10 protein-coding genes and 2 pseudogenes are annotated in these 15,047 nt (G+C 63.3%); all 12 read left to right on the top strand.

The annotated features are described in order from the left end of the window. The first annotated feature begins 1 nt into the window (after position 1). Entirely contained in the window at positions 2-847 is an 846-nt protein-coding gene (locus CN311_RS05820; protein ID WP_246707487.1) for an SDR family oxidoreductase, read from the top strand. After that, on the top strand, positions 847-2,190 hold the full coding sequence (locus CN311_RS05825) for a cytochrome P450 (RefSeq protein ID WP_097572434.1): 1,344 nt from the start codon (positions 847-849) through the stop codon (positions 2,188-2,190). The genes CN311_RS05820 and CN311_RS05825 overlap by 1 nt, the downstream gene beginning before the upstream one ends. A 150-nt stretch (positions 2,191-2,340) precedes the next feature. Beyond that, entirely contained in the window at positions 2,341-3,306 is a 966-nt protein-coding gene (locus tag CN311_RS05830; RefSeq protein ID WP_097572437.1) for a polyprenyl synthetase family protein, read from the top strand. A gap of 309 nt (positions 3,307-3,615) precedes the next feature. Next, positions 3,616-5,166: a hypothetical protein gene (locus CN311_RS05835; RefSeq protein ID WP_097572435.1), complete on the top strand. Its 1,551-nt coding sequence runs from the start codon at positions 3,616-3,618 to the stop codon at positions 5,164-5,166. Continuing rightward, entirely contained in the window at positions 5,163-6,065 is a 903-nt protein-coding gene (locus tag CN311_RS05840) for a terpene synthase family protein (RefSeq protein ID WP_097572436.1), read from the top strand. Before CN311_RS05835 ends, CN311_RS05840 begins: the two co-directional genes overlap by 4 nt. Positions 6,066-6,149: 84 nt before the next feature. Next, positions 6,150-7,205 (top strand): type 2 isopentenyl-diphosphate Delta-isomerase, encoded by a 1,056-nt coding sequence (fni, locus tag CN311_RS05845; protein WP_006329110.1) that lies wholly within the window; start codon positions 6,150-6,152, stop codon positions 7,203-7,205. A 405-nt stretch (positions 7,206-7,610) separates the two neighbouring features. Continuing rightward, positions 7,611-9,263: an MFS transporter gene (locus tag CN311_RS05850; protein WP_027033423.1), complete on the top strand. Its 1,653-nt coding sequence runs from the start codon at positions 7,611-7,613 to the stop codon at positions 9,261-9,263. A 356-nt stretch (positions 9,264-9,619) separates the two neighbouring features. Then, positions 9,620-9,830: pseudogene (locus CN311_RS05855) on the top strand (cold-shock protein). Between the two features lie 1,412 nt (positions 9,831-11,242). Further along, entirely contained in the window at positions 11,243-12,934 is a 1,692-nt protein-coding gene (gene virD4 / locus CN311_RS05865) for a type IV secretion system ATPase VirD4 (protein WP_027056329.1), read from the top strand. A 353-nt stretch (positions 12,935-13,287) separates the two neighbouring features. Further along, positions 13,288-14,328 carry a type III secretion protein gene (locus CN311_RS32885; RefSeq protein WP_245440737.1) on the top strand — a complete coding sequence of 347 codons (1,041 nt, stop codon included), beginning with the start codon at positions 13,288-13,290 and terminating at the stop codon, positions 14,326-14,328. Between the two features lie 55 nt (positions 14,329-14,383). Continuing rightward, a pseudogene (locus CN311_RS05880) lies at positions 14,384-14,677 on the top strand (type IV secretory system conjugative DNA transfer family protein); the annotation flags it as partial. Positions 14,678-14,765: 88 nt separating this feature from the next. Next, on the top strand, positions 14,766-15,047 hold a 282-nt coding region (locus CN311_RS05885; RefSeq protein WP_245440738.1), incomplete at its 3' end, for a hypothetical protein.

A 15,047-nucleotide genomic window follows, 5' to 3' on the forward strand; every position in this document is an offset into this window, starting at 1 on the left:
CGTGGGACGGTTTGAAGGCAAGGTGGCCGTGGTGACGGGCGCCGGCGCCGGCATCGGCAAGGCATGCGCCCTCGCCATCGCGCGCGAGGGCGGCAGAGTGGTGGTGGCCGACATTGATGGCTCGGCGGCCATCGCCTGCAGCGCGCAGATCGCGGCCGAAGCGGGCCACGCGCTGGCCCTGGCCATGGACATCGCCGATGCGCAGGCGGTGGCAGCGCTGTTCGAGACGGCGGAGCGGCACTTCGGTGGGGTCGACCTGCTGGTGAACAACGCGAGCGCCATGCATCTGACCCCGCGCGACCGCGCGATCCTCGAGCTGGACCTGGCGGTCTGGGATCAGACAATGGCGACCAATCTGCGCGGCACGCTGCTCTGCTGCCGGGAGGCCATCCCACGAATGATCGCCCGCGGGGGTGGCGCGATCGTCAACATGTCGTCGTGCCAGGGGCTCAGCGGTGACACCGCGCAGACGTCCTACGCCGCGTCGAAGGCGGCGATGAACATGCTGTCGGCCTCGCTCGCCACCCAGTACGGTCATGCACAGATCCGCTGCAACGCGGTTGCGCCGGGTCTCATCATGACCGAGCGTCTCCTCGCCAAGCTGGACGAGTGCATGCAACGGCATCTGAGCCGGCACCAGCTCCTGCAGCGCGTCGGCCGCCCCGAGGACGTGGCCGCGCTGGTGGCGTTCCTGCTCTCCGACGATGCTGCGTTCATCACCGGCCAGGTCCTGTGCATCGACGGTGGCATGCTGGCGCATGTGCCGACATACGCCGACGGTGGCAACAGCCGCGCCGCGCGGCCTGCTGGCGACACCACCGAAGCGGCCGCGGCGCCGCGCTGCTGATGGACATGCTGCTCAACCCGCTGGACCGTCGGCACCGGCTGCGGGACGACATCCCGGTCGTGCCCGGCGCTTTCCCCCTGGTCGGACATCTTCCCGCCATCGTATGCGACCTGCCGCGCCTGCTGCGGCGCGCGGAACGGACGCTGGGCAGCCACTTCTGGCTGGATTTCGGCCCTGCCGGACACCTGATGACCTGCGTGGATCCAGATGCGTTCGCACTGCTCCGGCACAAGGACGTGTCCTCGGCTCTGATCGAAGAGATCGCGCCCGAATTGCTTGGCGGAACGTTGGTCGCCCAGGACGGCGGCGCGCACCGGCAGGCGCGCGACGCGATCAAGGCGGCGTTCCTGCCCAAGGGGCTGACCCAGGCCGGCATCGGCAACCTGTTCGCGCCCGTCATCCAGGCGCGGGTGCAGGCGTGGCGCGACCGCGGCGACGTAACCATCCTGCGCGAAACCGGCGACCTGATGCTCAAGCTCATCTTCAGCCTCATGGGTATCCCAGCGCAGGACCTGCCGGGATGGCATCGCAAATACCGGCAACTGCTGCAGTTGATCGTCGCGCCCCCGGTCGACCTGCCCGGACTGCCCTTGCGGCGCGGCCGCGCCGCCCGCGACTGGATCGACGCGCAGTTGCGCCAGTTCGTCCGCGACGCGCGCGCGCAGGCCGCGCGCACTGGGTTGATCAATGACATGGTGAGCGCCTTCGATCGCGGCGACGATGCGCTCTCCGACGACGTCCTGGTCGCCAATATCCGCTTGCTGCTGCTTGCCGGTCACGACACCACCGCCTCGACGATGGCCTGGATGGTGATCGAGCTGGCGCGGCAGCCTGGGCTGTGGGACGCCCTGGTCGAGGAGGCGCAACGCGTGGGCGCGGTGCCGACCCGGCACGCGGACCTGGCGCAGTGTCCGGTCGCCGAGGCGCTGTTCCGCGAGACGCTGCGCGTGCATCCGGCGACCACGCTCCTGCCGCGTCGCGCGCTGCAGGAATTGCAACTCGGCCAACGGCGCATTCCTGCGGGCACCCCTCTGTGCATCCCGCTGCTGCATTTGTCGACCTCTGCGCTGCTGCACGAGGCGCCTGATCAGTTCCGCCTGGCACGGTGGCTGCAACGCACGGAGCCGATCCGGCCGGTGGACATGCTGCAGTTCGGTACCGGCCCACACGTCTGCATCGGTTACCACCTGGTATGGCTGGAAATGGTGCAGTTCTGCATCGCCTTGGCACTGACCATGCACAAGGCCGGGGTGCGGCCGCGGTTGCTGAGCGCCGTCGAAAAAGGTCGGCGCTATTTCCCGACCGCACATCCGTCCATGAAAATCCGCATCGGATTCTCATGAGCTGGCATCGCATGCCCCGTGTGGCGAGGCAACTGCGCCGGCGACGCGCGGCAATGCTGCACTCGGCGCGCGCGCTCGGTGCGACGCCGCCAACACCGCGGCGGCTCGGACGCTCGCCGTGGCCGTGCCAGGTACAAGGACATGAACGACATGCAGACCGCTTCTACGCTACACGACGACGCGCAGGCGCGCGGCGCATCCGGCAGGCTGCCGCCGGAGATCTGGATGCAGGACGGCGCAAGGCGGGTCGAACAGGCGCTGGCGCGTCTTCTCTGCGCCGAAGACGACGGTGAGACCGAGCTGATGGCGGCGATGCGCTACGCCACCTTGCATGGCGGAAAGCGCACCCGCGCCTTGCTCTGTCTGGCTACCGGCGCACTGGCCGACACGCCGGCGCACATGCTCGACGATGTCGGCGCCGCCATCGAGATGATGCACGCCTGTACCCTGGTCCACGACGACCTGCCCGCAATGGACGATGACGTGCTTCGCCGCGGCCTTCCGACCGTGCACGTCAAGTTCGGCGAAGCCACTGCGATCCTGGTCGGCGATGCGCTGCAGGCGCACGCCTTCCTGACCCTGGCGAGCCTGGATGCGCCGGGCGACAACCGTATCGCGCTCGTGCGCGAACTGGCGCAGGCGGTGTCCGCCGAGGGTGCCGCAGGCGGGCAGGCCATGGATCTGTCGCTGGTCGGAAAGCACGTCGAGCTGGACAGGATCGTGGCGATGCACCGGATGAAGAGCGGAGCACTAGTGCGCGCGTCCGTTCGCATGGGCGCGCTATGCGCCATCGCGGAAGATGCCGCCCACGCTGCGCTGTACTGTGCGCTCGATCGCTACTCCGCCTGTTTCGGCCTGGCGTTGCAGGTGGTCGACGACATTCTCGACGCGACAGCGGATACCGCGACGTTGGGCAAGACCCCCGGCAAGGACGCGGCGGCGCAGAAACCGACCTGTGCGTCGATCATGGGGCTGCAGGCAGCGCGCCAGTTGGCGCTGGATCTGTTGCGCGACGCCGGGGAGGCCATCGCCCCGCTGGGAACGCGTGCGGAACGGTTGGCGCAGATGCTGCAGCGGGCCAACGCGTATCTGTTCAAGCACGCGCCATGCGCATGAGCGCGCCCGTCCGCATGGAGTCGCCCCTGTGCCGCTGCGATCGATCGGCCGGCGTGAGCGGTGCATGCTGCACTGTGTCCAAGTCGGCGGCGGCGATCGCAGCGGTTGCCCAGCACAGCCGCGGCGCACGCGGCGCGCTGCGCCCAAGCCTATGCGGTGGACCGGCCCCAGCATGGGGCGCGTCGCCGCGCCGGAGCAGGGCGCCGTCCGGCGCTGCCCGTGCGCCGGGCCGCGACGGGCCTGCGGCGACGTGCGCGGCGTCTGCCCGATCCTGGTTCCCGTCAACTGTCTGCAGAAGGAACATACCGCGTGAACGCGCTGTCCCAACAGATCCTTTCCGAATTGCGCCACCTGCTGATCGAGATGAGCGACGGCGGCAGCGTCGGTCCGTCCGTCTACGACACGGCGCGAGCTCTGCAGTTCCACGGCAACGTCGCCGGTCGGCAGGACGCATACGCGTGGCTCATCGCGCAACAACAGGCCGATGGCGGATGGGGAAGCGCGGACTTCCCGCTGTTCCGCCATGCGCCCACCTGGGCGGCGTTGCTGACATTGCAGCGTGCCGATCCTCTTCCCGGCGCTGCCGACGCAGTCCAGGCTGCAACCCGGTTCCTCGAGCGCCAGCCCGATCCCTACGCGCATTCGGTGCCGGAAGACGCGCCGATCGGCGCGGAGCTGATCCTGCCGCAGTTGTGCGGCGAGGCCGCATCCTTGCTGGGCGGCGTGGGGTTTCCGCGCCACCCGGCGCTGTTGCCGTTGCGGCAGGCGTGCCTTGTCAAGTTGGGGGCGGTGGCGACGTTGCCGAGCGGCCATCCGTTGCTGCACTCCTGGGAAGCCTGGGGAACGTCGCCGACCACCGCATGCCCGGACGACGACGGCAGCATTGGCATCAGTCCGGCGGCCACCGCCGCGTGGCGTGCGCAAGCCGTAACACATGGGAGCACGCCGCAGGTCGGGCGCACCGACGCGTATCTGCAGGCGGCATCGCGGGCGACGCGCAGCGGCATCGAAGGTGTCGTTCCCAACGTCTGGCCGATCAATATATTCGAGCCATGCTGGTCGCTGTACACCCTGCATCTGGCCGGGCTGTTCGCGCATCCCGCGTTCGCCGATGCCGTGCGCGTGATCGTCGCGCAGCTCGACGCCCGCATGGGCGTGCGCGGTCTGGGCCCGGCCTTGCACTTCGCAGCCGATGCCGACGACACCTCCGTTGCGTTGTGCGTCCTGCGCCTTGCAGGTCGCGACCCGCCGGTCGATGCGTTGCGCGATTTCGAAATCGGCGAGCTATTCGTCACCTTCCCCGGCGAGCGCAATGCCTCGGTGTCGACCAACATCCATGCCCTGCATGCGTTGCGACTGTTGGGAAAGCCCGCCGCCGGCACCAGCTACTACGTCGAGGCCAATCGCAACCCGCACGGTCTATGGGACAACGAAAAATGGCACGTTTCGTGGCTGTATCCCACCGCGCATGCGGTCGCTGCGCTGGCGCAAGGCAAGCCCCAGTGGCGCGACGAGCGCGCGCTGGCGGCGCTGCTGCAGGCGCAGCGCGATGACGGCGGCTGGGGCGCCGGTCGCGCATCCTCATTTGAGGAAACCGCCTATGCGCTGTTCGCGTTGCACGTGATGGACGGGAGCGAAGAGCCGACAGGGCGCCGGCGCATCGCGCAGGCGGTGGCGCGTGCGCTGGAGTGGATGCTCGCTCGCCATGTGGCGCATGCATTGCCGCAGACGGCGCTGTGGATCGGCAAGGAACTGTATTGCCCCACCCGGGTCGTGCGCGTGGCCGAACTCGCCGGGTTGTGGCTGGCGCTTCGTTGGGGGCGGCGTGTCCTGGCCGAGGGAGCAGGAGCGGCGCCATGATCCAGACCGAACGCGCGCTGCAGCAGGTGCTGGAGTGGGGGCGTTCCCTGACAGGGTTCGCCGACGAGCATGCCGTGGAAGCGGTCAGGGGCGGCCAGTACATCCTGCAGCGCATCCACCCGAGCCTGCGCGACACCAGCGCCCGCACTGGCCGCGATCCGCAGGCCGAAACGCTGATCGTGGCGTTCTATCGCGAACTGGCGCTGCTGTTCTGGCTCGACGATTGCAACGACCTTGGCCTGATCGCGCCGGAGGAGCTCGCCGCGGTGGAGCAGGCGCTGGGGCAGGGCGTGCCGTGCGCGCTCCCCGGATTCGAGGGCTGCGCTGTGCTGCGCGCTTCGCTGGCCGCGCTCGCCTACGATCGTCGCGACTATGCTCGGCTGCTCGACGACACCCGGTGCTACTGCGCGGCGCTGCGCGCCGGACACGCGCAGGCGGTAGGGGCGGAACGCTGGTCTTACGCCGAGTACCTGCACAACGGCATCGATTCGATCGCCTACACGAACGTGTTCTGTTGCCTGTCGTTGCTGTGGGGGCTGGACATGGCGACCTTGCGCGCGCGTCCGGCGTTTCGCCAGGTCCTGCGGCTCATCTCCGCGATAGGGCGCCTGCAGAACGATCTGCATGGACGCGACAAGGACAGGTCGGCGGGCGAGGCCGACAACGCGGCGATCCTGCTGCGGCAGCGCTATCCGGCTATGCCTGTGGTGGAGTTCCTCAACGACGAGTTGGCCGGCCATACGCGAATGCTGCACCGGGTGATGGCGGAAGAACGCTTTCCCGCGCCGTGGGGAGCGTTGATCGAGGCAATGGCGGCCATCCGCGCGCAGTACTACCAGACCTCGACCAGCCGCTACCGCAGCGATGCTGCGGGGGGAGGCCAGCGTGCGCCCGCCTGAACGGCGGGATGCGGCTGCGTGCGTGCGCTGCCGTCGGTCCGATCCGATGCAACGCCGTCCCCCGATGCGACGGATGGAGCGAGCATGAGCGATAGCGACAACATCCCGAGCCGGCGCAAGGACGACCATCTGGACATCGTGCTGGATCGGCGAACGGCGCCGGCCACGGTCGCCGCCGGCTGGGAGTACATCCGTTTCGAACACTGCGCATTGCCCGAGTTGGACCTGACGCAGATCGACCTGCGCGCCTCGCTGCTGGGCAAGACCATGCGCGCGCCGCTGCTGATCAGCTCCATGACCGGCGGCGTGCCACGCGCCGAGGCCATCAACCGGCATCTGAGCGAGGCAGCACAAGCCTTGGGGATCGCCATGTGCGTCGGTTCGCAGCGCGTGAGCCTGCAATCCCGCAACTCCCAGGGGCTGACGCGCGCGCTGCGCCGCATGGCCCCAGACATTCCCTTGCTGGCTAATATCGGCGCCGCGCAACTGCGCGAGGCCGACGGCCTGGACCTGGCGCGCCGGGCGGTGGATGCGCTGGAGGCCGATGGACTCATCGTCCATCTCAATGCGCTGCAGGAAGCGGTACAGCCGGAGGGCGACCGCGACTGGCGCGGCGTCCTGGCGCAGATCGCTCGCGCCGCGCGCAGCGTGGACGTGCCGATTGTGGCCAAGGAAGTGGGGTCGGGCCTGTCCGCCTCGGTGGCCTGCGCGCTCGTCAAGGCGGGCGTGGCGGTCATCGATGTCGCCGGCGCCGGCGGCACCAGTTGGGCCGCGGTGGAGGGCGAGCGCGCCCGCGATGCCGCCGACCGTGCAGTGGCGATGGCGTTCGCCGACTGGGGGATTCCGACCCCGGCCAGCGTGCAGGCGGTACGTCGGGCGCTGCCAACTGTGAAGCTGATCGCGTCGGGCGGGATCCGCGACGGCGTCGACGTGGCCAAGGCCATCCGCCTGGGCGCGGACATCGCCGGGCAGGCGGCCGGCGTGCTGCGCGCGGCGACGGTGTCCACCGAGGCGGTTGTCGCGCATTTCGAGATCGTCATCCGCCAGTTGGCCGTTGCCTGCTTCTGCACCGGCTCGGCTGATCTGGCGGCGTTGCGTCAGGCGCGGTTGTTGCCCTCGGCGCATCTGCCCGCCGGTTGATGCCGACGTCGCCCGCACGTGGCGGCGGGCGCCTAGCAGGCTGCTGAATACCTACGCCAAAGATAGACTACTGATCCACCTTGGCGAGGCGGTTCAATGCGCGGGAGCTCGTGATCACCAGAAGGGAAGTCGATGCCCAGGACGTGGCTTGGTTGGAGACGCTAAGGAACGTCAAACTGACGAAATTGTAACGTGGTCGGGGATCGACAACGACAGGATCGAACCGGTCTCGTCCCGCATAGCGGAACGATAGCTCCACCGGAAGCATTCGGTTCTGCCACAGCTTCGGCCAGGCAAAAATAACTTGCGTTGCGCAGATAAAATGCCCTGATCCTGCCATTCCTCCATGGGCACGTGGGCGGGGAGAAATCTCATACAACTGGCAGCGAAGGGAGGCTCGGCCCAATGAGCGGGGTGGCGCGTGAAGAAGTTAATCCGGTGTCATCGGCAACGTTCGCGCCGCTCGAGAATTCAACTTTCCGTCCGATCTGGATTGCCACACAGGTATCCAGTCTAGGGTGGCTGATTCAAATGGTTGCCATCAGTTGGCTGATGGCGACCATTTCGACATCGGATGTGATGGTCGCCTTGGTGCAGGCTTCGACAACCTTGCCCACATTCCTCCTGTCAATTATCGCCGGCGCCCTAGCGGACAATTACAGCCGCCGCAATCTCATGTTCGCTGGCTGGTGCGTGATAGCATTGTCCTCGACGATGCTGACTGTTCTTGCAGGTCTCGGAATTTTCAATCCATGGATGGTTCTTGCATTCAGCTGTTTGGCCGGAGTAGGCGCCGCTTTCACCGACCCCGCCTGGCACGCGTCGGTTGGCGATATCCTGCGAAAGCGCGATGTTCCGGCCGCCGTCACGCTTATCTCGGTCGGATATAACGCCGTCCGAAGCATCGGCCCCGCTCTCGGTGGCGTCGTCGTTGCTTCCTTTGGCCCTTTGACGGCTTTCGCAGTGGCGACACTTACATATCTGATGCTGCTGTGGACCATAGGGCGCTGCAAATGGCATGTTCGCTCGTCACCGCTGCCGAGTGAACCATTGACCACGGCGATCCATGACGGAGCGCGCTTCACTGCCCTGTCATCCGAAATCAAGGCAGCAATTGCCCGCGGTGCCCTCTTTGGGCTGACGAGCATCTCTATACTAGCGCTCTTGCCTCTCGTCGCCCGCGATCAGCTGGGGGGAGGGCCAGTCGTTTACGGCATCCTGATGGCCGGCTTCGGGACCGGCGCCTTGTTCGCCGGCATCTGCAACAACATTCTGAGACGGAGGCTGTCCCAGGAACGTTTGACGACACTGTCGTGCATCGCCTGTGCGGCTTGTTGTCTATCGCTTGCTTTCACCCCCTCGGTGGCGGTGGCGGCTATCGCGCTGGCGCTCGGCGGCGCGGGCTGGGTCGTGACCTGGACCGGGCTGGACGTAAGCGTCCAGTTGGCGAGTCCAAGGTGGGTCGTTGGTCGCACGCTCTCGATCTATTATGCCCTTTCATCCGGCGGCATCGCGGCTGGCAGCTGGCTGTGGGGTACGGTGGCCGAGAGCTATTCGCTGAGCTCGGCTCTGGAGCTTTCAGGTGGCGCGCTGCTGCTGGTCGCTGGCACCGGCTTCCTGCTGCCCATCCGTCAATGGAAAGATTCCGATCAGGCTCCTCTTGGCTTCGAAACGCCTCAGGTTGCCCTGGATTTGAAGCCCCGAAGCGGGCCGATCGTCGCCAAGATCGAATATTCAATACCCGAAGCAAATGTCGAAGCGTTCCTGGAGCAGATGCGGGAACGGCGGCGAGTACAAAGCGGCGTTGGTGCGCGACACTGGAATCTCCAGCGCGACCTCCAGCAGCCTTCGCGTTGGACAGAAACCTTCCGCACCCCGACCTGGATGGACTACCTTCGCCTGAACCACCGCCTTACGGCAGCCGACAAGGAGTTGGACCAGCGTCTCCTCGCATTGCACCTGGGAGAGCTTCCTCCTCGAACCACGCTTGCGATCGAGCGGCCGACTGGAGCTGGCCGCAAGCGGGACCAATCGATGCGGTTCTTTTTCCGGCGTTGACATCCGTCCAGGCGTCCGCGCTGGTGAGACAGGATGGGTTGGAAACGAGCCAACGCTCTCACCATCCGTTTTGCAGATCGGCTTCGATCCATTCGGGTGGTTGCCGAGCCGGCATACTGGGCGGCTCAGACGTATCCTTGTCGGAGAGATTCCTCGGCACTCGAGCGTCTTGCAGCGCGTTGCGCTCAAGCTCACCGGCACCTGTTCGGTGCGTTCCCAAACAGAGCAATGGCTTTTCGCGCCGCAACCCCGAGGTGGGTAATTCTGGTTTTTGCTGGGTTTAACTCTACGAAATATGAACAGGATCGGCTTCACGGCCCGTCTGGTTCGCACTGGCCACAAAGGAATACACAGATATGGCGACCGGAACAGTGAAGTGGTTACAGCACCAAAGGTTTTGGCTTCATCCAGCCCGATGACGGCGGTCAGGACGTTTTCGTCCATATTTCAGCTGTAGAACGGGCTGGACTTTCAAACCTCGTTGACGGGCAGAAGATCAAGTACGAGATCGAGCAGGACCGCCGTAGCGGCAAGTCCTCCGCAGGTAGTCTCAGCAAGGTAGGCTGATTTTCTCGTCGGACCCGCAGAGCGCGAAGGATAAGTCAAGCCGAAGGTACCATCGTCATTCGCGGGGCGTATCGCGACGGACTCTCTTATACGAGACGATCCTGATGCGTCACGCAAACGGTGAATCACGAACGCTCTCGCCGCAAACCCCTTCCGCCCGGAAATCTGCCCCGGTTACGGCTCTCGGCGTATCCCAGAGTTGGGAGAAGCTTCTGCCAGACTACAACTGTAACCTCATATCGGTTTAGCAGGTCAAGCGTCGGTGGTACCCTGATTGGGTAACTTAACCACTTTGGAGGCCGAGCAATGGATCGCGATAACAAACGGGCACGCGCAGCTGCAAGTTCATCCCAAGACGTGGGGAATCGCAGTACCCTCCGTGACCTTCCATACGGACCATTGACCGATGTTGCAGAACGGCTGGTAAGCGCTAACCCGCGCGATACAGCGCGAAATCTTGGGACCTTCAAAGAACTCGGGAGGCGAGAGCGCATAGCCGTTCGGGGCACTCGAACCGAGCCAGAAACTGACCTCGCGAGATTTGAAACGCGGACCAATCAGCTTGGACGATCAGCCGTCGATCTGGGGGATAAATTGACTGCCGGGTTGGGACACACCTCGGATGAAGTAGCATTGGAGCAATTCAGAGCAGTCAGTAATGTGTCTCATTACCTTCGGCCAGAGACACAAGATAGTATTGTTAATCGCATTGGCAACATGGACCCACCTTCGCAAGCTATCGGAGCGCTTTACGCTGCGCAAAACTTCAGCAAGTTTAACGCTGAAAATAAAGCTCGCATTTTTGATCAGGCCGCTGAATTGGCTACCGATCCGGATGGCCACGTCAGGTCGACAGCATCCAATGCTATGTACGCGATGTATCACCAGTTAGATCCAAATCAACAGGCCCAAGCTCACTCAATTCCCGGCATGCAAGACATCTTGCCGCAGATGCCTCCTCCGCGGCATGCAGCAGAGGAACGCAGTGCGGATCTGGACGCCCACATAGCAGGTATTGGGGCTGCAGTCCGTGATACAGTTGGCCCTCAAACCTCCCACGAACAGCTGCAGCGGGGTGGTCAAGTCGGCCGGGACATAAGCCACTCCTACAATCACGCCCGAGAGGATCTAATGGAGGCTAGGAGAAGCAGAGATCGCACCGGCCGTTGAGGTCTCGGCCATGGCAGTAACGCTTCCTCTCCCGAATTCCGTTCACGGCCTTGCTGTTTCCAATTCCCTGGCCGTCGACGTATCTGCTTAGTGAAACTTTCAAAATCCACGTCTGCCGGGTGGCGCGATGCAAGCATCGCACCACCCGCTGCGGCATCGATCTGTCGAGCGTCGGCATCGCGACCTCGGTTCGGTGTCAAAAGCAAGCGCAGCATCAGCACGGCTAATTCGGCCATGGAACAATGTCTTCTACAAAAACGACGTCCCCCAACATAGCCATTAGCATCGCGTGCTCACTCGCCTTGGGGTTCTGTGCGGCGAGTCTGTACGCAACCTTCCGCCACGGGGGTAGCGGCGAGGCTCTGATGGCGTTTGATGTCCGTGCCTTTTGGTTTGAGACGCCCTTCTATTTGGGTTTCGCAACCCCCGTTTTCTATCAGGGCGCGGCTATCGTGCTCTCGACATCCGCGGTTGTCTTGCTGATTCAGCAGTTCGTATTGCGCCGCAAGCTCGAACACCACGGGACCGCTCGTTGGGCTCGAGTGGATGAAATGCGACGCACGGGATATCTGCGACGATACCGTGGCGTGACAGGGCCGGTCTTCGGGAAGACGAGTGGTCCTTTCTGGCCTGGCTATTACCTGACCAATGGCGAGCAGCCTCACAGCCTCATCGTTGCGCCGACCCGCGCTGGCAAGGGCGTCGGCATAGTCATTCCAACGCTCCTTACATTCAAAGGCTCAGTGATAGCTCTGGACGTCAAGGGGGAGCTCTTTGAGCTCACCTCTAGGGCGCGCAAAGCCGCAGGCCACGAAGTGTTCAAATTCGCGCCGCTGGATTCGGAGCGGCGCACCAACTGCTACAATCCGCTGTTGGACCTTATAGCGCTGCCTCCGCAGCTGCAATTCACCGAAGCCCGCCGCTTGGCCGCAAACCTGATCACGGCCAAGGGGGAGGGGGCGGAAGGTTTCGTCAGCGGCGCGCGAGATATCTTTGTCGCGGGGATCCTTGCCTGCATCGAGCGGGGCACGCCAACAATCGGCGCCGTCTATGATCTGTTCGCTCAGCCGGGGGAGAAGTTTAAGCTCTTCGCGCAGCTCGCCATGGAGACCCGGAACAAAGAGGCACAACGCATCTTCGACGACATGGCGGGGAACGATACAAAAATCCTAACCTCCTACACGTCCGTGCTCGGCGATGGCGGGCTCAACTTGTGGGCGGATCCGGCTGTCAAGGCGGCTACAAGTCGCTCGGACTTTTCGGTCTATGATCTTCGCCGTCGCAGAACGTGCATCTATCTTTGCGTTGGTCCGAACGACCTTGAGGTGATCGCGCCTTTGATACGCTTATTTTTTCAGCAAACCGTTTCAATTCTACAGCGGTCGCTGCCCCGCCAGGACGAAAAGCACGAGGTTCTCTTTCTGCTCGATGAGTTCAAGCACTTGGGGAAGCTGGAGGCGATCGAGACCGCAATTACGACTATCGCGGGCTACAAGGGGCGTTTCATGCTCATCATCCAAAGCCTTTCGGCACTAACGGGGGCTTATGGAGAGGCTGGTAAGCAGAATTTTCTCAGCAATACCGGACTGCAAGTGTTCATGGCCACGGCCGATGACGAGACTCCAACCTACATTTCCAAAGCCATCGGTGAATACACGTTTGAAGCCAAATCGATTTCCTACAGCCAGTCGCGAGCGTTCGACCGGAACATTCAGAATTCGTTTCAAGGTGCGCCGCTGCTGCGTCCCGAACAGGTTCGGCTGCTCAATGACGAGTACGAGATTGTTCTCATCAAAGGTCTGCCGCCATTGCAACTGAGGAAGGTGCGATATTTTTCGGACCGCATCCTTAAACGCATCTTTGAAAGCCAGACAGGCGCCCTCCCGGAGCCGGCACCCTTGATGGAAGCTCATCCAGATGACACTGACGGTTAAGCGCCCGTCTCGCGTATCCGTCCCTCGGCGATCAGAAACTCCACTACAGGTGAACGGCTATGGGAATTTGCATCTCCAAATCCTCCGGATCGACTCGACATGCCACATATGACACGGAAGAGTCGCCGCGAGAATCCACGGCAGCGCTGAGGGTCTCCGTGGGCACGCCTGCCGACAGGTTGCGACGGGGCGGAGATGCGCCTCTGGAGCCACATCAGATCCAGCAGGCCGCCTATCATATGGGAGCGTGTGTCGTCGGTGACGACGTCACCAGCCCGATAAGACTCGCGACAGCGGGGCAAACAGTTCACGACGTTCGCCTGCTGCTCAAGCATGGCCGGGGAAACGTTAAGGTGGACGACATTCCCTCTCACGGCCACAACAGCATCGGATCGTCGGTTGCAATGATGGGAGCAGACGACAACATTAAGGTTGCAGTGGCCGTAGTCATGGGAGCGGCGTGCTGCAATCAGACCGCTCCCCTTTCCGCTATCGTCCACGCCCCACACATGGCGGCCGACGAGCGGAGTACGACCTCTAGTGCTTCCGTGTCAATGAAAGAGATAACCGACGAAAGTGATGAGATCCCAGTCAAGACGGGTCACATTTGGAACGAACTGCGGCGCGGAAGCCGCGACCCGAGGTCGACCGTGGTTATGGATGCCTGGGCCAACGGTCCCGCTGTTCGGTTGAAAGACAGCGCATGGAGCGGAGTGCCGGTCAAGGAAGGTCATTGGTCGATGGACAAAAGCACCGCCGAATTCCTGAAAAACCGTGTTGAGGGGTTGATTCCGTTCGTGCATCCGGACACAAATGAACAGACTGCCAACGATTTGCGCCGGAAGCAAAACGCACCCGTATCGTGGAAAAAATATGCAGAAGTACAAGTGATCTCACTCGAGTTCGCTGATAGTGTACGCAACGCATTGTCCCGTATTCCTGAAGACCAACAAAAGGAAATCGCATCACTGATGATTCAGGGAGCCTACGGAATGGATCCTTCCTCGCGCACGCACCAAGACGCAGTGGAATCAGTTCTGGTGGCCGCCAACCAACTGGACTCGCTGCCCCGGCCTCCTGTCGAGCCGCCGGAATTGGCGGTGTATCACCAGTTCGACGCAAATCAACAGGCCCAAGCTCACGCAGTTCCCGGCATGCAAGATATCTTGCCGCACATGCCTCCGCCGCAGCATGCAGTAGAGGAACGGAATGCGAATTTGGACGACCACATAGCAGGTATTGCGGCTTCAGTCCGTGATACAGTAGGCCCGCAAACCTCCCGTCAACAGCTGCGGCGGGGTGGTGAAATCGGGCAGTCCCTAAGTCACCCCTATAATCACGCCCGCGAGGATCTAATGGCTGCCTCCAGAAGCAGAGATCGCTCCGGCCGTTGAGGTCTCGGCCATGGTAAGTGACGGTTTCTCCTCGAATCCCGTTCACGGCCTTGCCAGCCAGGCGCGAACGTTCGATTGGAACATTCAGAATTCGCATCAAGGTGCACCGCTGCTGCGTCCCGAACAGGTTCGGCTGCTCGATGAAGACTACGAGATTGTTCTCATCAAAGGCCTGCCACCATTGCAATTGAGGAAGGTGCGATATTTTTCGGACCGCATCCTTAAACGCATCTTCGAAAGCCAGACAGGCGCCCTCCCGGAGCCGGTACCCTAGACGATAGCGGACGAGGGGCTCTCGGCAGAATCTCAACTCGATGACCCGCTGCGTGAATTGGCGCAGGATTTTTGACGATACAGTTTGATGTGAGGCTAGTGTGGACCCGCGAAATAGTAATCCATCCCGTGTAACAGCTTTGCCGCAGGTGCAGGACGCCGGCTTGGAAGAGGATCAAGCGGTCCAGGCCAGGCAAGTGGGCGTTGAGCAGCACCTTGCCGAGGCCCGGAGGCTGTTCGATCAAGCTGACGAGTCGCCAACCAATCCAGAGGAGCTTCAGCGACTGGACCAGGGGCTCCGCGAAGTGCTTCAGCAATGGCAGGATGAGCAAGCCGCCTCGCCTTCTTTCAGCGCTGAGGTTCCCGAGGCGCTCCGGCCGCTGTTCGATGATCGAGCTCACCAGCCGCCAACCAATGCAGAGGAGCTTCTGCGACTGGAACAGGGG

This window comes from Mesorhizobium sanjuanii (assembly GCF_002529485.1).
In the GTDB taxonomy this organism is placed as follows: domain Bacteria; phylum Pseudomonadota; class Alphaproteobacteria; order Rhizobiales; family Rhizobiaceae; genus Mesorhizobium; species Mesorhizobium sanjuanii.